Origin of the sequence: Actinomadura darangshiensis (assembly GCF_004349235.1) — a bacterium.
GTDB classification, from domain to species: Bacteria; Actinomycetota; Actinomycetes; order Streptosporangiales; family Streptosporangiaceae; genus Spirillospora; species Spirillospora darangshiensis.
In genome coordinates, this window is the sequence record NZ_SMKY01000204.1 from 1 (window position 1) to 16,477 (window position 16,477).

The following is a 16,477-nucleotide window of genomic DNA, read 5'->3' on the forward strand; positions in this document are numbered from 1 at the left end:
GTCTGCCGCAACGAGATGCGGGCCGCCGAGACGGTGGACGAGCTGGCCCGGGACGTGCCGGGCGCGCGGGTCGAGACGTTCATGGCGGACCTGTCGGTGCAGCTGGACGTGCGCCGGGTCGCGGCGTCGCTGGAGGAGCGGTTCGACCGGCTGGACGTGCTGGTCGACAACGCGGGCGTGCAGCTGCTGCGCGCCAAGGTCAGCGCGGACGGGTACGACCGCATGATCGCGACGAACCATCTGGGGCCGTTCCTGCTGACGAACCTGCTGCTGGGGCTGCTGGAGAAAGGTGCGCCGTCGCGGGTGGTGGTCGTGGCGTCGGAGGCGCACCGGCAGTCGGGCCCGCTCGACGTCGAGCGGATGGCGGAGCCGGGGTCGTACGGGGCGGCCGGGGCGATGCGGGTGTACGGGCGGTCGAAGCTGCTGAACATCCTGTTCGCGCAGGAGCTGGCGCGGCGGATGGAGGGGAGCGGCGTCACGGCGAACGCGGTGTGTCCCGGCCTCGTCGCGACGAGCCTGGCCCGGGACGTCCGGGGGAGTGAGCGGGTGGGGGCGCTGCTGTCGCACACCCCGGTGCTGCGGACGCCGGAGCAGGGGGCGCGGATGGCGCTGCGGCTCGCGCTGGACGAGGGGTTCGAGGGCCGCAGCGGAGGTTTCTACAGCTCGACGCCGGGTGCCGGGCTGCTGCCGACGGTGGCGGCGCTGAAGGATCCGGAGCTGCGGCGGACGGTCTGGGACTCGTCCGCCCGCCTCGTGGGGCTGCCCGCCCTATAGGGTCTGGCTGCGTGAACCAACCGTATGTTCCGCCGGAGCGGCCCGGCGGTCCGCCGCCGCAGCCGGGGCCGCCGCCTCAGCCGGGCCCGTGGTCGGGACCGCCCCCTCAGCCGCAGCAGCCGCCGGGCGAGCCGTCCGCGTTCAAGGACTTCTTCAACGGTGTCGGCTACCTGCTGCGCGGCATCGGGTGGGTGGCGCGGCATCCGGCCCAGTGGCTGTTCGGGCTGATCCCCGCGCTGATCGTGGTGGCCGTGTACGGCACGGCGCTGGTCTACCTGGCGTTCGAGATCGACGAGCTGGCCGGCTGGGTGACGGGGTTCGCGGACGGCTGGGCGGACGCGGCCCGGACGTCGGCGCGGGTCGTCGCGGGGATCGCGCTGTACGGATCCGCCCTGTTCTTCGCGATGATCACGTTCACGGCGGTGACGCTGCTGGTCGGCGACCCGTTCTACGAGGCCATCGCGGTCCGGGTGGAGGACTCGCAGGGCGGCGCGCCGCCGGACCCGGACGTCCCGCTGCTCGTCCAGATCGGGCGGGCGGTGAAGGACGCGCTGATCCTCGGGGCGGTCGCGCTGGTGTTCGCGGTCGTGTTCTTCGCGTGCGGGTTCCTGCCGGTGGTGGGGCAGACGGTCGTCCCGGTGGTCGCGGCGCTGGTGTCCGGCTACTTCCTGGCGGGCGAGCTGACGTCGGTCGCGATGGACCGGCGCGGGCTGCGGCGCAAGGAGCGCTTCGCCCGGCTGAAGGCGCACCGCCCGCTGGCCGTCGGGTTCGGCGCCGCGACTTTTGTGGTGTTCCTCATTCCGCTGGGCGCGGTGCTGGCGATGCCGGGCGCCGTGGCGGGCGGCACGCTGCTGGCCAGGGAGCGGCTGGCGGACGAGCCCGCCGCGTCCGCGGGCCTCGCGGGGTATCACTGAGCGATGGAAAGATGTGTCCTGAGCGTGATGACCGGCCGGAAATCCATGAGTGATCTTCGCGTAACGTGTGCCGCATGTCCGATCAGGGGGAGCGCGGCGTGCGCTGGACCGATATGAGCGAGAGCGAGCCGCGGGACGGCGCGGAGGACGCGCAGGCGCACGACATCTGGGGCAAGGTCGAGACCGGGCCGCCCGCGCCCGCACCCGCCGAGGAGCAGGCCGGCGAGCCCGCCGCCGAGGACGTCCGGGTCGCGCCCGCCGCGCCGGAGGAGGCCCCCGAGTGGGAAGGGGCGCTCTTCGACGAGGGCGCCGGTGACGACGGCGGCACCGGCAACTACGTGCCGGCCGTCCCCACCGGGTCCGGTCAGCCGGCGAAGCCCGGCAAGCCGAGCAGCGGCAACTGGCAGATGCCGGAGTGGATGGCGGACGAGGCGTCGGCCGACGCCAAGCTCGGCGGCGGCGGAGGCGGCAAGGGCGAGCGTTCCGGTCCGCGCAAGCCGCCGCGGGACGCCCTGGACGAGGCCGGCGGCCGGTCCCGGCTGGTCCTGTTCGGCGGCATCGGGCTGCTGGTCGTCGCGCTGATCGCGGCCGGCGGCGTCTACTTCATGAAGAACGGCGACGACGAGCCGGCGGACACGTCCGGCAACGCCGGCCAGCGGGCCGCGGCGGAGGAGTCCGAGGGGGTGCAGGCGCAGCTGCCGCCCGACAAGCCGCTCGCGAAGTTCGCCGGCCGGCCGAGCAGGATGCTCGGACGGGTGAACGACGCCCTGTCCGGCCTGTCGTACCCGCGGATGGCCGCGCCCTGGCAGGTGCCCACCAAGGAGAACAAGCTGGGCACGCCCGGATGGTCGGGCCAGCAGATCCTGGTGACGGAGAAGCGCGGCGCGCAGCTCTGGTACGGGCAGCTGCTCACCGGCACGCTCATCCCGACGCTGCAGGGCGCCTACCAGGGGCCGGACAGCGTGAAGAACGTCGCCGGGCTGGCCGCGCAGGGATACGAGGCGCAGTACTACGCGTTCGAGCACAAGTCGGCGCCGCTGGCGTCGCAGGCCCTGACCGTGGGCGGGCACCGGGGCTGGCTGATCGCCTCGTACCTCACCTACAAGCGCGCCGGGGTGCGGGCGACCGGCGAGGTCGTCGCCACCGCGGTGATCGACACCGGCCGGAAGGCGCCGGCCGTGGTGTTCGCGTCGATGCCGAACACGCACAAGAAGCGGTGGCCGGACGTCAACGAGTTCCTCGGGCAGTTGAAGATCGCATCCTGACAACCCGAATGACGTTCTAATAGGCTGTGGCCACCCCGGAGAAAGGTGTGGCCATGGCCATCGGGCTGACCGAGGAACACGAGGCGCTCGCGGCGTCGGTGCGCGGGTTCGCCGAACGGAACATCACGTCGCAGGCCGTCCGCAGGGCGGACGCCGGCTGCTGGCCCGCGCTCGCGGCGCAGGGGCTGCCCGGCCTGCACCTGCCCGAGGACGCGGGCGGCGAGGGCTTCGGGATCCTGGAGCAGGCCGTCGCGCTGGAGGAACTCGGGCGGGCGATGGCTCCCGGCCCGTACACGCCGACCGTGCTGGCGTCCGCCATCATGCACGCGGCCGGAGCCCAGGTGCGCGGCCTCATCGACGGAACCCGTACGGCGGCGGTCGGGCTCTCGGGAAGCCTGGACAGGGACGGTTCTGTCGTCTCCGGCACGATCCAGCCGGTCCTGGGCGCGCCGTTGGCAGACGTCTTCCTGCTCCCGGTGCGTGACGGCTGGGTAGTCGTCGCACGGGACGACGTCACCGTGGGGTCGCTGGAGTCGCTCGACATCACGCGCCCGGTCGGATCGGTCACGGTCGACCACGTGACCGTCCCGGACGAGTCCTTCCTAAGCGGAATGGACGCGCACGCCTATGCCGCCGTCCTGCTGGGGGCCGAGGCATGCGGCGTCGCCGGACGAGCCTTGGACGACGCCGTTGGCTACGCGAAGCTCCGTGAGCAGTTCGGCCGTCCGATCGGCCAGTTCCAGGGCATCAAGCACAAATGTGCCCGGATGCTCATCGCCGTGGAGCGGGCCAGGGCAGCAGTGTGGGATGCCGTGCGCGCTCTGGACGAGTCAGAAGAACAGCGCGCTTACGCGGTGGGCGTGGCAGCAGCCTTGGCAGCGGACGCCGCCGTCACCTGCACAGAGGGCAACATCCAGGTTCATGGAGGCATCGGCTACACGTATGAGCACGACGCCCACCTGCTCTACCGGAGGGCCCTGACGCTTCGTGCGCTCCTGGGGCGGGCAAGCGGACACCGGGCGGATGTCGGCGCGCTGGCCGTTGCGGGCGTCCGGCGTCCGATGAGCATCGAGCTGGACGAGGACGCGGCACCGGTCCGCGAGGAGGTCCGCGCCCGCGTCGCCGAGCTGGCTGCCATGGAGCCGCTCGCACAGCGGGCGGCGATGGCCGAGGGCGGCTGGGTGACGCCGCACCTGCCCGAGCCGTGGGGACGGGGCGCCGGGCCGCTGGAGCAGATCGTGATCCAGCAGGAGCTGGCGGCGGCGAAGGTCCGCCCGGTGCCGCTGATGATCGCGGCATGGGTCGTCCCCTCGCTGGTCCAGTACGGGACCGCCGAGCAGCAGGAGCGGTTCCTGCCGCCGACGCTGCGCGGCGAGATCATCTGGTGCCAGCTGTTCTCCGAGCCGGGCTCGGGCTCCGACCTCGCCGGGCTGCGGACGCGCGCCGAACGCGTCGAGGGCGGCTGGACGATCACCGGCCAGAAGATCTGGACGTCCCTCGCCCGCGAGGCGCAGTGGGGCATCTGCATCGCGCGGACCAGCCCGGACCGTCCCAAGCACGACGGCATCACCTACTTCCTCCTCGATATGAAGTCGCCGGGCATCGAGGTCCGCCCGCTGCGCGAATGCACGGGCGAAGCCGTGTTCAACGAGGTGTTCCTGGACGGCGTGTTCGTCCCGGACGACCTCGTCGTCGGCCCGGTCGACGCGGGCTGGCGCGTCGCCCGCACCACCCTCGCCAACGAGCGCGTCGGCCTGACCAGCAGCTTCCAGCTCGGCGGCGACCTGCCTAAGCTGCTCGAACTGGCCGCCGGACTCGGCTTGGACGACGACCCGGTCGTCCGCGACGGGATCGGGCACCTGGCCTGCGACGAGCACTCGTTCAACCTCCTCGGCCTCCGGGCCACGCTGAAGCAGCTCTCCGGAACGGATCCGGGGGCCACGGCGAACGTCCGGAAACTCGTGGCGATGGAGCACGGCCAGCACGTCACCGAGTTCGGGTTCACGCTTCTCGGCGAGGAGGGCGCGCTCACCGGCGGCAGGGAGGACGGCCTCCGCGCCCGCTGGACCCGCTACCTGCTCGCGTCCCGCGCCATGACCATCGGCGGCGGCACCACCGAGGTCAACCTGAACGTGATCGGCGAGCGCATCCTCGGCCTGCCCCGCGACCCGGAGCCCGCGCGGTAGCCGGGGGCGTCCCCGGCCAGGGAACAGGTCAGGTAGCGTCCAGGCTCACATGCGGGAACGGACTTCTTGAACGACCGGACGCGGCACCTGGTGGCCGCAGTGACCGGGCTGGGGCTCGGGCTTGCGGCGCTGGGGCCGGGGCTCGCGCCCGGATTCGTGCTGTCGTACGACATGGTGTTCGTGCCCGACCCGGCGTTCACCCGCATGACGTTCGGGCTGACCGGCGTCGTTCCCCGGCACGTCCCGAGCGACGCGTTCGTGACCGCGCTGGCGGCCGTCATCCCGGCGGACGTCGTGCAGAAGCTCGTCCTGCTGGCGGTCTTCGTGATGGCGTGCACGTCGGCGGCGTCGCTGGTGCCGTCCCGCCGCCTGCTGCCGCGCCTTGCCACCGGTGTCTGCTACGCGTGGAACCCGTTCGTCGCCGAGCGCCTGCTGTTGGGTCAGTGGGCGCTCCTTCTCGGGTACGCGGCCCTGCCCTGGGTGGTGGCCGCCGCCCCCCGTGCGCACGAGCCCGGCGGCACGCGCCGCCTTGCCCGAGCCCTACTCCCTGCGGCGATCGGTGGATTCGCCGCGCTGACGGTCTCCGCCCTAACGGCGGTGACCGTAGCCCTGGCGACCCGAGGGGAGCGCAGACCGCGGGTGGTTCGGGTCGTGGTGACTGCGGGGGTCTTGAGTCTGCCTTGGCTCGTCCCCGGGCTGCTGCGACCGGCAGGGGTGCCAGGGGACGGGACGGCCGTCGGCCTGTTCGCGGCACGGGCCGACACACCGTTCGGGACGCTCGGCAGCCTGCTCGCACTCGGCGGCGTCTGGAACGGCGAAACCGTGCCGCGCTCCTATGGAGCGCCAGTGACGGCGACGATCTGGCTCCTCGTGGTCGTCGTCGCACTGGCCGCCTACTGGAGATGGGGCCAGGAGCGGCGTGGTGCTGTCATCGCGGCGATGGTCGGATTTGTTGTGGCCTCCCTGGGAGCGGTGTCGCCCGGTGGTCTTGAGGCTGTCATCGACCTCTGGCCCGGGTTCGCCGTCCTGCGGGACGGACAGCAATACGTGGCGCCGCTCGCCGTCGTAGTGGCCGTGGGGCTCGGGTTGGCCGCCGACAGGGCGGCCGAAGCACGGTGGCCAGGGGTGGCCGCCGCCGCGATGGCCGTCCCCGTGTTCCTGCTGCCGACGCTGGCGTGGGGTGCGGCCGGGGACTTGCGGGCCGTCCAGTACCCGGACGACTGGGCGCGGGCCCGGCACATCATCGACGGCGACCCCGCACAGGGGGACGTCCTGGTCCTGCCCTGGGCGTCGTACCGGAGCTACTCGTGGAACCACGGCCGCCGCGTACTCGACCCGCTGCCCCGGTACCTGCACCGCCGCGTCATCGTGGACGACGCCGTCACCGTGGACGGCACGACCGTCGCGCCCGAGGATCCGCGGGCCGTCAGGCTCGCCCCGGCCGCCCGGACGGGCGCGCCACCTGCGGTGACACTGCGTGACGAAGGTGTACGGTACGTCGTGGTCGACGCGGAGCCGGGGACGATCCGCCCCTCCGGTGCCGCCACCGCGGTGCTCCGAGGGGCTGACCTGGTCGTTTACCGGATCGACGGGGCCGCCGAAGCGACTGGTGACCAGGTTCCCGTCGCGCCCGTGGCGGCCGCGTGGGCCGTGGCGAGTCTGTTCGTTTTCTGGTCATTCGTGGCCCCACGCACTACTCTGAGCATTCCGCTACTCGGCAGTATCAAGCCCCGCGACCCCCACCGACGAAGGACCCCCTGACAATGCGCATCGCCATCGCCGCCGTCGTCGGCGTCCTGCTGGCCGCCGGAGCGTCGTTCGGCGCGGTCCAGCTCGCGAACGCCTCCCAGAAGGACCCCGTCATCAAGCCGCTGTACAACTACGGCGCCCGGTGACCTGCAGGCCCTGATGGGGACCCGGCGCGCCCGCTCCGCGCTCCTGGAGATCGTCGTCCCCGCCTACAACGAGGCCGATCGGCTTCCGGCGGGGCTCGAACTGCTGTGCGGCAAGCTCGCCGGCCTGCCGGTCCGGGCCGAGGTCATCGTCGTGGACAACGCGAGCACCGACGGGACGGCCGACATCGTCCGCGCATGGGACGGGCCGGTACCGGTGCGGCTGGTGCGATGCGAGCGCCGAGGAAAAGGCGCCGCAGTCCGCGCGGGACTCCTCATGACCCGTGCTCCTTATGTAGGCTTCATGGACGCCGATATGGCGACAGACCTCGCGGCGTTGGACGAAGCCATCGTCCTGCTGCGCGAGGGCCGCCCGGTCGTGGTCGGGTCAAGGCGCCACGGTCGGTCGGTCGTCGAGGGGTACGCGCTGCCCGTCAGGCGGCTCGGCGCGATCACCTTCAACCGGATCGTCCGCGACCTCGCGGGCGGCATCTCCGACACCCAGTGCGGGTTCAAGTTCTTCCTCGGCCCGCTGGGGCGGGCCGCCGCCGCCGACCTGCGCACGACCGGCTTCTCCTTCGACGTCGAGCTTCTCGCCCACTGCGTCCGGCGGGGGGCCTCCGTGACGGACATCCCGGTCGTCTGGCGCGACCGGCCCGGGTCGACGTTCTCCGTCCGGCGGCATTCCCTGCAATGCCTGATGGACCTGGCCCGGATCCGCGCGCGCGCCGGCATGCGCCCGCCCGCCGTGCCGGTGAAGCCGAACCTTCCGATCGTGCCGGTCCGGGCGGTGTTCGGTGAGCCGAGCCCGCAGCCGGTCGCCGTGACAGGGAAGGCGTCCACTTCGAACGCGAAGACGGGATGACCAGGGATTTGCGGCTGGCGGTCGTCAACTGGAGGGATCCCTGGCATCCCGCCGCAGGCGGCGCCGAACGCTACGCCTGGGAGCTGGCACGGAGGTTCGCCAGGGAAGGAACCCGCGTCCACTACGTGACGTGCAGGGCGCCAGGGCAGGTGCGTAGGGAAAAGGTCGAGGACGTGGAGTTCGTGCGTCTCGGCGGCCGTTTCACCGTCTACCCGCTCGTCCTGCTGTGGATGCTGGGGTACCGCCTACGACGCGGCTTCGACGCGGTCATCGACTGCCAGAACGGCATCCCGTTCTTCACGCCTTGGGTACTGCCTCGACGCGTCCCGGTTTTCTGCGTCATCCACCATGTGCACGACGCCCAGTTCGGCCTGTACTTCCCCAGATGGCTCGCCTGGGTCGGCCGAGTCCTGGAAGGGCCGGTGAGCCGCTGGACCTATCGGCGCCATGCGTTCGTGGTCGTCTCACCGTCCACGCAGCGCGCCGTCAGGGACAGACTGGGGTGGACGGGGCCCACCCATGTCATTCCCAACGGGACGGTGGCCGCCGAAACCGACGGCGTGGTCTCGGAGCCCGCAGGCGACCCGGATCTCGTCTGCGTGACACGGCTCGTCCCGCACAAACGCATCCACCTGCTGCTCGACCTCGCGGAAAGCCTTGCCGAGACCCATCCTGGCCTCAAGCTCCACATCGTTGGGGACGGCCCAGAATCGGTCACGCTCGCGGCCGGGATCACCGAGCGCGGCCTGGGCGGCGTCGTCATCGCGCACGGCTACGTGCCGGAGAAGGTGAAGGGCGCTCTGGTCGCCCGCGCCGACCTGCACCTCAGCACGTCGCAGGGCGAAGGGTGGGGCCTGAGCGTGATCGAGGCGGCGGCGCTCGGCGTCCCGACCGTCGCGCACGACGTGGACGGGCTGCGCGACGCCGTCCGCGACGGTGTCACCGGATGGCTCGTCCACACCGGCGATGACCAGGCCGAAGTCGTCCGGCGAGCGCTCAAGGAGCTGGCCGATCCTACGCAGCGCGATCAGGTCGCCACGGAATGTCAGACCCGTGCGGCAGAGTTCGACTGGGCCGACACCGCCGCCCGGATGCGGGACCTCGTCGTCTCCGCCACCCGGAGCGCGGGCGGCCGCGGGTACGGTGTCGAGCACCCCGGCCGGCGTCGGTGAGTCCGGCGTCGCCGAGGCGGGGAGCAGGGGAGTCCTGGTAGCGGGAAGGTCCTGATAGCAGGAAGGTCCTAGTAGCAGGAGAGGGGCGGAGGGCGAGCATGGCCGTGGGAGAGGCGGATCCGCCCCGCGCGGGCGCGCCTCGCCGGGCTGCCTCCGGCGGCGGGCCGGACGGCCTGGACGCCGCCGGGCGGCTGCGCGAGCGGCTGCGCGTCCTCGCGTGCTGCCTGACGCTGACCGCGCTCGCGTTCGGCACCCGTCCCGGCGCGATCCTCGCCGACACCAAGATCGACATGGCGGTGAACCCGCTCGGGTTCCTCGGCCGCGCCCTCCACCTGTGGGACCCGGAGCAGTTCGGCCAGCTGCAGAACCAGGCCGTCGGCTACCTGTTCCCGATGGGCCCGTTCTTCGCGCTCGGCGACGTCATCGGCATGCCCGCGTGGATCACCCAGCGGTTCTGGCTGGCGCTGCTGATGTGCCTGGCGTTCACCGGCACCTGGCGGCTCGCCGCGCGGCTCGGCATCGGCGGTCCGGGCGCCTCGGCATCGCGGCTGTTCGCCGCGATGGCCTACGCGCTCGCGCCGAACGGGCTGGCCACGCTGGGGCAGATCTCCTCGGAGTACCTGCCGGTCGCGATGCTGCCGTGGATCGTCCTGCCGCTGGTGGCCGCGGCATCCGGGGAGAGCGGGCGGCTGAAGGCCGCGGCCAGGTCCGGGCTGGCGATCGCCTGCTGCGGCGGCATCAACGCGACCGCCACCTTCGCCGTCCTGGTCGTGCCGGTCGTGTACGTGGTGACGCGGCCGCGCGGTTCGTTCCGAGCGCGGATCCTCGCCTGGTGGTCGGTGTGCGCCGGCGCGGCGACGGCCTGGTGGCTCGCCCCGCTCCTGCTCACCGGCACGTACGGGTTCTCGTGGCTGACCTACACCGAGAAGGCCGAGACGACGACCGGGCCGACCGGCCTGATCAACGTGCTGCGCGGCGCGGAACGCTGGGTCAACTACCTGATCGTCGACGGGCAAGTCTGGTGGCCGGTCGGGCACAGCCTGTCGCTCGGCCCGGTACCGGTCGTCTGCACCGGCATCGTCGCCGCGCTCGGGCTCGCCGGACTGCTGAGCCGGCTGCTCCCCGAGCGGACGTTCCTGCTGCTCACGCTGCTGGCCGGGCTGGCGGTCCTGTCGATGGGCCACCTCAGCGACATCCCCGGCCCGTTCGCGGGGCAGCTCCGCGACCTGCTGGACGGCCCGCTCGCGCCGCTCCGCAACCTGCACAAGTTCGACGCGGTGGTCCGGTTGCCGCTCGCGCTCGGCCTCGCCCACGTCCTCGTCGCGGCGGCCCGCCATGCCCGGAACGCCAAGAACGGCGGCATGCGGAGCCTCAGCGGCGGGACGGCGCCGGTGTTCGGCGTGACAGCGAAGTCGCTGGTCAGCCTGCCCGTGGCCGCCGCCGTGGCGCTCGGCGGCATCGGCCTCACCGCCGCCTCGAACGGCCTGACCGGGCCGGGCGACTTCAAGGAGGTGCCCCCGTACTGGCGCGACGCCGCCTCCTGGATCAACGCGCGGGCCGGGCAGCAGGGCGTCCTCGCCGTCCCCGGGGCGCCGTTCGGCGAATACCTGTGGGGCCGCCCGATGGACGACATCGTCCAGCCGCTGCTGCTGGCGCGATGGGGCGTCCGGCAGCTCGTCCCGGCCGGGTCGCCCGGGTACACGCGCGCGCTCGACGCGATCGACCAGCAGGTCCGGTCCGGGCAGGGGTCGCCGGGGCTGAGCGGCTTCCTCGGCCGGATGGGCGTCCGGTACGTGCTGGTCCGCAACGACCTGCGGCGGGAGACACTGCGCGGCGCCTGGCCCGCCCGCCTGCACCAGGCGCTCGGCGACTCGCCCGGTATGCGCAGGGTCGCCTCGTTCGGCGCGCCCGTCGGGAGCGACGCCGACGACGCGGTGTCGGCCTTCGACCAGAAGTACCCGGCGCTGGAGGTCTACGAGGTCGAGGGAGCCGCCGACGTCGCGAACCTCGCCGACGCGTCCAAGCCCACCCGCGTGTACGGGGGGCCGGAGTCGCTGCTGGCCATGGCCGACGACGGCGCCCTGCCCGACGGGCCCGTCCTGCTCGACGACGACGCTCCCGACCTCAAGGGCGCCCCCGTCGTGACCGACTCGCCCCGGCTGCTGAGCCGCAACTTCGGCGAACTGCACCAGACGTCCCCGACGCTGTCCGCCGCCCACAAGGGTGAGGCCACCGACGTCCTCGACACGGGCTGGAAGCAGTACGCCACCCATGTGACCTACGGGGGCGGCGTCCGCGATGTCACGGCGTCCTCGTCGGCGGCGGGCGACGACGCGATCCCGCAGGCCCGCAACACCGAGGCGACCCCCTATGCGGCGTTCGACGGTGACCGGTTCAGCGCCTGGGAGACCGGCGGCTGGGACGGGCCGACCGGGCAGTGGCTCCGCGTCGGCTTCGACAAGGCACGCGACGTGCGCAACCTCACCGCCACGTTCGTCCAGGACCCCGCGCTCGGGCCGCCCGTCTCGCGGGTCGCCGTCGAGACCGAGAACGGGACGGTGGAGCAGGACGTCCAGAAGATCGCGACCGCGCAGCCGCTGCGCGCGCCCGAGGGCCCGACCCGCTGGCTGCGGCTGCGCATCACCGCCCTCGCGTCGGCGCCGGTCGTCCCCGCGTTCGCGCGCGCGGGCGTGGCCGACCTGTCCATCGCGGGCGTGAAACCCACCCGGACGTACACGATGCCCGCGCCCGCCGGGGTCGACGGCCCGGCCACGTACGTGATGAGCCGCCCGCCGGGCGCGGCGGCCGAATGCATGAAGGGCAGCCGGCGGTGGGTGTGCTCGCCGTCCCTCGGGTCCGGCGACGAGGAGGGCGCGGGCTTCGACCGGACGTTCACCTCGCCGGTGGCGGGCAGGGCGCCCGTCACCGGCACGGCCGTCCTCACCGACCAGCGGCTCATCGACCGGTACACCGCCGTCCACGGCCAGCCGGTCGTGGCCGCGAGCTCGACGCTGTCCGACCACCCCGCCGACCAGGCCAGATCCGGTTTCGACGGCGATCCGGCGACGTCCTGGATCGCGGGGGACCGGGACGACGCGCCCACCTACAGCGTCCGGTGGAAGGGGCGCGAGCGCCTGTCCACGGTGACGGTCACGCGTCCCCCCGGCGCGTCGGGCCCGATACGCATCCGGGTCGAGGGCGAGAACGGCGAGACCCGCGAGGGGCTGTCGGACGCCGCGGGCAGGCTGTCGTTCGCCCCGATGACGACGGACCGGCTCAAGCTCACCTTCTTCAAGGACAGCCAGAACCGGTCCGTCCAGGTCGCCGGCCTCGACATCCCGGGCGTCAAGCCGATCCCGGACGTCCGCACCTATCCGCTGCGGCTGCCGTGCGGATACGGGCCGAAGCTGCGCGTCGGAGCCGGCACCGTCCAGACCCAGGCGACCGGCACGCTCGGTGACCTCCTCGCGGGCCGCCCGATCCAGTTCACCGCGTGCGGGGGAGCCGCCCTCAAGGCGGGCCCGAACCACCTGACCGGTGAGCCCCTCGGCTCCTACCGCCTCGACACGGTCACCGTCGGCGCGAAACCGGGGGCGGCGAAGACCGCGCGGCCACCGCAGCAGGTCAAGGTCGTCGGCTGGGGGTCCAGCTCGCGCAAGCTGGAGGTCGACGCCGGCACCGACTCGTTCCTCACGGTGAACGAGAACTTCAACGCCGGCTGGCGCGCGACCGCCGGCGGCACCGAGCTGCGCGCCGTCCGGCTGGACGGCTGGAAGCAGGGCTGGCTCGTCCCCGCGGGCACCAGCGGCACCGTCGAGCTGACCTACGGGCCCGACCGGGCGCAGCGCGTCGCCGTCGTCGCCGGCCTCAACCTGCTTCTCGTCCTGCTGCTCGCCGCCGTCTGGCCGGGGCGGCGGAGCCGGCGCCGTCCCGAGCCGGGCGCCCTCGTCGCCGGGACGGGCTGGCCCGCCTGGGCGGCGATCGGGCTCGCCGCCGCGCTCGGCGGCTGGATCGCCGGGATCCCCGGCGCCGCCGCCGCGGCTGCCGTCGCGGCCCTCTGCGGCTGGGCCCGGACCCGGCGCTCGGCCGTCCCGCGCGCCCTCGCCTCACCGTGGCCGGTCGCGCTCGCCATGCTCGCCGGGACGGGCTGCCTCGCCGCCGGCATCCGGCTGGACCTGCTCGACAACCCCGCCGCCCCGTCCGGCCCGCTCGGCGACATCGCGCCGCAGCTGCTCGGCCTCCTCATCGTCGGACGGGTCGCGGTCGAGCTGTGGCGGCCGAAGCCGTCCCGCCGCGGCGACGCGGGCGGGCGGATCCCGCTCAGCTGGACGGCACCCGGGCAGGGGCCGGGCGGGACCGGTCCCGCCGCCGGGTCAGCCGCTGAACCGGCCACTCCACCAGGTAGTAGCTCAGGGTCCCCGCTGCGATGGACGCCGCGGCCAGCAGCGGAAGATCCGTCGCGACGTCCCCGCGGAAGACCCGGTCGGCCGCCTCGTACCAGGAAACGATGATCAGGAGCTGCCAGAGGAACACGCCGTAGGAGATCCGGCCGAGGAACCGCATCACCCGGTTCCCGAGGATCGCGCCCAGCGCCGGCTGCCCCGCCGGTGCCAGCGCGACCGGTGCGACCAGGGCCGCCGCACACGACCCGAACAGGATCAGGTGCAGGGTGGACGTCCAGAACGAGTCCGCCGTCTGCAGGCTGAGCGGCCCCGCCGCCGGTGTCGCCGCGACCGCGTAGAGCATCGCGGCGGCGACCCAGCAGGCCGCCCAGGAGTCGGACACGGCCCGGCACAGGGCCGCGACCGGGCGCCGCTCGTCCAGCCGCGCCCACACCGTGACCACGGCCAGCGCCATCCCGATCGCGAACCAGGCGAAGTACCGCGGCAGCCACAGCCCCATCTGGGAGTTGCGCTCCGGGACGAACATGAGGGCCGTCCAGGGGAACGACAGCGACCCGTACACGGCGATGCCGATCAGGAGCCGCTTCGCCCGCACGCCGACGTCGTGGGTGCGGGCCCGGCGCGCGTACCAGGCGAGGACCGCCGCGGTGACCGGCAGCGTGACGTACCAGGCGACCTCGATCACCAGGCTCCACAGCTGCCCCAGCTCCGCCGGGCCTAGTTCGCTGCTCCACCACGGGTCGGGCAGGTAGGTCTGCGTGACGGTCAGCAGCGAGGCCCAGGTGCCCAAGTCGCCGATGTGGTCCCGTCCCGCCGTGACCATGAAGACCACGATCACGGCCCAGTAGGCGGGCATGATGCGGAACACGCGCCGCCGCAGGTACCTGGCCGCGCGCGGGGCGGACCGGCCGTCCAGCACCGTCGCCGCCCAGGGCCGGTAGAGCAGCAGCCCGGACAGCGTGAAGAAGATCGGCACCCCGACCTGGCCGCCGTTGAACAGCCACCGCACGCCGTCGGGGTTCGTGATCGAACCGGCCGTGCTGGCGACGTGGAAGACGAGGACGGCGAGCGCGGCCAGCGCCCGGACGCCGTCCAGAGTGTCCTGATGACCCGAGATGGGCGGCGGCGCCGGTCGCTGCGGGGCCGCCGTCACGGCCCCTTCTTCCGCAGCACCAGCACGAGGTTCCAGGTGGCGATCTCGCGCAGCCCCGGGACGTGCACGATGCCCTCCGCCCAGCGCGGGTGGTAGCGGGGCAGGGCGTCCAGGATCGTCACGTCGCTGCTGTCCCGGGCCCACCGCAACGCCGACGAGACCGACACCGGATGCAGGCACCGCCCGAAGCGGTTCTTCGGCGGACGCCCGTTCCTCCGCTCGTACCGCCGCGCCGCCCGGTCGCCGCCGAGGTAGTGCCAGGGGGAGGTCTCGTGGCCGCCCCACGGCGACAGCCAGTTGGTGAACGACAGGAAGACCGTTCCACCCGCCCTGGTCACGCGGACCATCTCATCGGCCATCCGCCAAGGATCGGGCACATGCTCAAGCACATTGGACGAGAAGCACACGTCGACGGACCCCGTCCGGAACGGGAGGGCCAGCGCACTCGCGACGAGCGTGTTCGCCCCCTGCGCACCGAGGGCGGTCAGCTCGGCGAGATCATGGTCGATGCCCGTGCACCGCGCCCCGGCGCCGGTCAGCGCCCGCGCGAAGAACCCGGACCCCGTCCCCACGTCCACGACGGTCGCCCCGTCGAGATCGGTGTAGGTGCCGAGCTGCGCGACGGCGTCCCGCGCCATCAGCCGGTAGAAGAACTCCGGCTCGCTCTGCTCGCGCCGGAACGCGCTCAGCAGCCGCACCGACCGCGCCAGCGTCGCCCGGTGCCCAGGCGCGGGACGCGGCCCGTCCTGCCTGGTGGGCGCCGAGGCCATCCGGCCACCTCGCTGTCGGTGTCGTCGATCCGGGGGCTGCGCGGGCCGGGGCCCGCGAGGTAACGGGGAGCTTACCGACCAGTATGCGGCTCCGGTAGGGTGACCCGGACGTGGCCCCGCGGCCGTGTGCACGACGGCAGTTCCGGAGGTGTTGATGCGGCGACCGGTCGGCCTGGTCCTGATCGGCCTGGGCGCTTTCTTCCTCACGCTCGCGCCGCTCGTCCGCTTCTACGTGGCCGACCAGGTGATCGTGGCGCCGCTGAACCAGTACCAGGTGACGAACCTGGAGTCGAAGAACTCCACGTACTTCGACCAGGCGAGCCTGAAGGTCAAGACGGGCGTGACCCTGCTGGCCAAGAACACCGTCCGGGGGGACGTCCGCGCCAACGAGGGCAACGACGACATCGCCGTCTGGGACTCCACGACCAACATCTACGACCAGGCGAACCCGGACAAGCCGGTCCAGATCCAGGGCTTCCGCATAGCGTTCGACCGCCACACCAGCGTCCTGGTCAACTGCTGCGGCGTGCATGTCGACGGCGACAACGGCGTCCGGATGTCCGGCTACGGCCTGCTGTTCCCGCTCGCGAACGTGAAGAAGCGCGACTACCCGGTCTACGACACGACGACCAAGCAGACGGCGCTGATGCGGTTCGGCGCGGTCGAGAAGGTGCACGGCCTCACCGCCTACCGCTTCACCCAGACGATCCCGCTGACGAAGACCGCCGCGCTCGACGCCAAGCTCCCCGCCAAGATGCTCGGCCTCCCCGAGGACGCGGGGAACCAGAAGGTCGACCGCTACACCGAGGCCTACAACACGGTCTGGGTCGACCCGCGCACCGGCATCCCGGTCAAGCAGCGCAAGAACATCCGCAGCACCGTCCGCACGCCGGACGGCAAGGGCCAGATGATCGTCGCCCAGGCCGACCTCGTCACCCTCGCCAAGGACGAGAAGGCCATGGTCGACACGGCCAACGGCAAGGCCCTGGAGATCGACCTGGTGCGCAGCTACCTCCCCGGCGGCGCCATCTTCCTCGGCCTGGTCCTGCTGTTCGCCGGCGGCTACCTGGCCATGTCCCACCG

Annotated in this window: 11 protein-coding genes and 1 pseudogene; 10 read left to right on the plus strand and 2 right to left on the minus strand. The window is 72.9% G+C overall.

Annotated elements, in window-relative coordinates; all coding sequences use genetic code 11:
• The 9 genes and pseudogenes from E1293_RS32565 to E1293_RS49730 form a co-directional block, all read left to right on the plus strand.
• On the plus strand, window positions 1-774 hold a 774-nt coding region (locus E1293_RS32565), incomplete at its 5' end, for an SDR family NAD(P)-dependent oxidoreductase (protein WP_132201445.1).
• Window positions 775-785: 11 nt separating this feature from the next.
• On the plus strand, window positions 786-1,688 hold the full coding sequence (locus E1293_RS32570; RefSeq protein WP_132201447.1) for an EI24 domain-containing protein: 903 nt from the start codon (window positions 786-788) through the stop codon (window positions 1,686-1,688).
• Between the two features lie 74 nt (window positions 1,689-1,762).
• A complete protein-coding gene (locus E1293_RS32575; RefSeq protein ID WP_132201449.1) occupies window positions 1,763-2,953 on the plus strand; it encodes a flagellar basal body-associated FliL family protein in 1,191 nt (396 codons plus the stop codon).
• Window positions 2,954-3,006: 53 nt separating this feature from the next.
• Window positions 3,007-5,139: an acyl-CoA dehydrogenase family protein gene (locus E1293_RS32580; protein WP_132201451.1), complete on the plus strand. Its 2,133-nt coding sequence runs from the start codon at window positions 3,007-3,009 to the stop codon at window positions 5,137-5,139.
• Between the two features lie 66 nt (window positions 5,140-5,205).
• Complete coding sequence (locus tag E1293_RS32585) at window positions 5,206-6,900, plus strand: MmpA family trehalose lipid delivery protein (protein ID WP_243716879.1); 1,695 nt, start codon at window positions 5,206-5,208, stop codon at window positions 6,898-6,900.
• A 2-nt stretch (window positions 6,901-6,902) separates the two neighbouring features.
• On the plus strand, window positions 6,903-7,034 hold the full coding sequence (locus E1293_RS50305) for a hypothetical protein (RefSeq protein WP_279473314.1): 132 nt from the start codon (window positions 6,903-6,905) through the stop codon (window positions 7,032-7,034).
• A gap of 13 nt (window positions 7,035-7,047) precedes the next feature.
• Window positions 7,048-7,896 carry a glycosyltransferase gene (locus E1293_RS32590; protein WP_132201453.1) on the plus strand — a complete coding sequence of 283 codons (849 nt, stop codon included), beginning with the start codon at window positions 7,048-7,050 and terminating at the stop codon, window positions 7,894-7,896.
• Complete coding sequence (locus E1293_RS32595; RefSeq protein WP_132201455.1) at window positions 7,893-9,068, plus strand: glycosyltransferase family 4 protein; 1,176 nt, start codon at window positions 7,893-7,895, stop codon at window positions 9,066-9,068. The genes E1293_RS32590 and E1293_RS32595 overlap by 4 nt, the downstream gene beginning before the upstream one ends.
• A gap of 98 nt (window positions 9,069-9,166) precedes the next feature.
• Window positions 9,167-12,388: pseudogene (locus E1293_RS49730) on the plus strand (alpha-(1->3)-arabinofuranosyltransferase domain-containing protein); the annotation flags it as partial.
• 1,000 nt (window positions 12,389-13,388) lie between these two features.
• Here E1293_RS49730 and E1293_RS49735 read toward each other — a convergent pair.
• Both E1293_RS49735 and E1293_RS32610 read right to left on the minus strand, forming a co-directional pair.
• On the minus strand, window positions 13,389-14,624 hold the full coding sequence (locus tag E1293_RS49735) for an acyltransferase family protein (RefSeq protein WP_243716881.1): 1,236 nt from the start codon (window positions 14,622-14,624) through the stop codon (window positions 13,389-13,391).
• Window positions 14,621-15,394, minus strand: coding sequence for a class I SAM-dependent methyltransferase (locus E1293_RS32610; RefSeq protein WP_132201461.1), 774 nt, complete (start codon window positions 15,392-15,394; stop codon window positions 14,621-14,623). The genes E1293_RS49735 and E1293_RS32610 overlap by 4 nt, the downstream gene beginning before the upstream one ends.
• Before the next feature lie 154 nt (window positions 15,395-15,548).
• On the opposite strand from E1293_RS32610, the gene pgfA reads away from it, so the two are divergent.
• Window positions 15,549-16,477, plus strand: a 929-nt coding sequence (pgfA, locus tag E1293_RS32615) for a cell envelope lipid trafficking protein PgfA (protein ID WP_132201463.1), incomplete at its 3' end; no start/stop codon positions are given.

Excerpts from the sequence above, each read along its gene's own strand:
- E1293_RS32575 (WP_132201449.1), top strand. The coding sequence starts at position 1,763 with ATGTCCGATCAGGGGGAGCGCGGCGTGCGCTGGACCGATATGAGCGAG.
- E1293_RS32580 (WP_132201451.1), top strand. The coding sequence starts at position 3,007 with ATGGCCATCGGGCTGACCGAGGAACACGAGGCGCTCGCGGCGTCGGTG.
- E1293_RS50305 (WP_279473314.1), top strand. The coding sequence starts at position 6,903 with ATGCGCATCGCCATCGCCGCCGTCGTCGGCGTCCTGCTGGCCGCCGGA.
- E1293_RS32590 (WP_132201453.1), top strand. The coding sequence starts at position 7,048 with ATGGGGACCCGGCGCGCCCGCTCCGCGCTCCTGGAGATCGTCGTCCCC.
- E1293_RS32595 (WP_132201455.1), top strand. The coding sequence starts at position 7,893 with ATGACCAGGGATTTGCGGCTGGCGGTCGTCAACTGGAGGGATCCCTGG.
- E1293_RS32610 (WP_132201461.1), bottom strand. The coding sequence starts at position 15,394 with ATGGCCTCGGCGCCCACCAGGCAGGACGGGCCGCGTCCCGCGCCTGGG.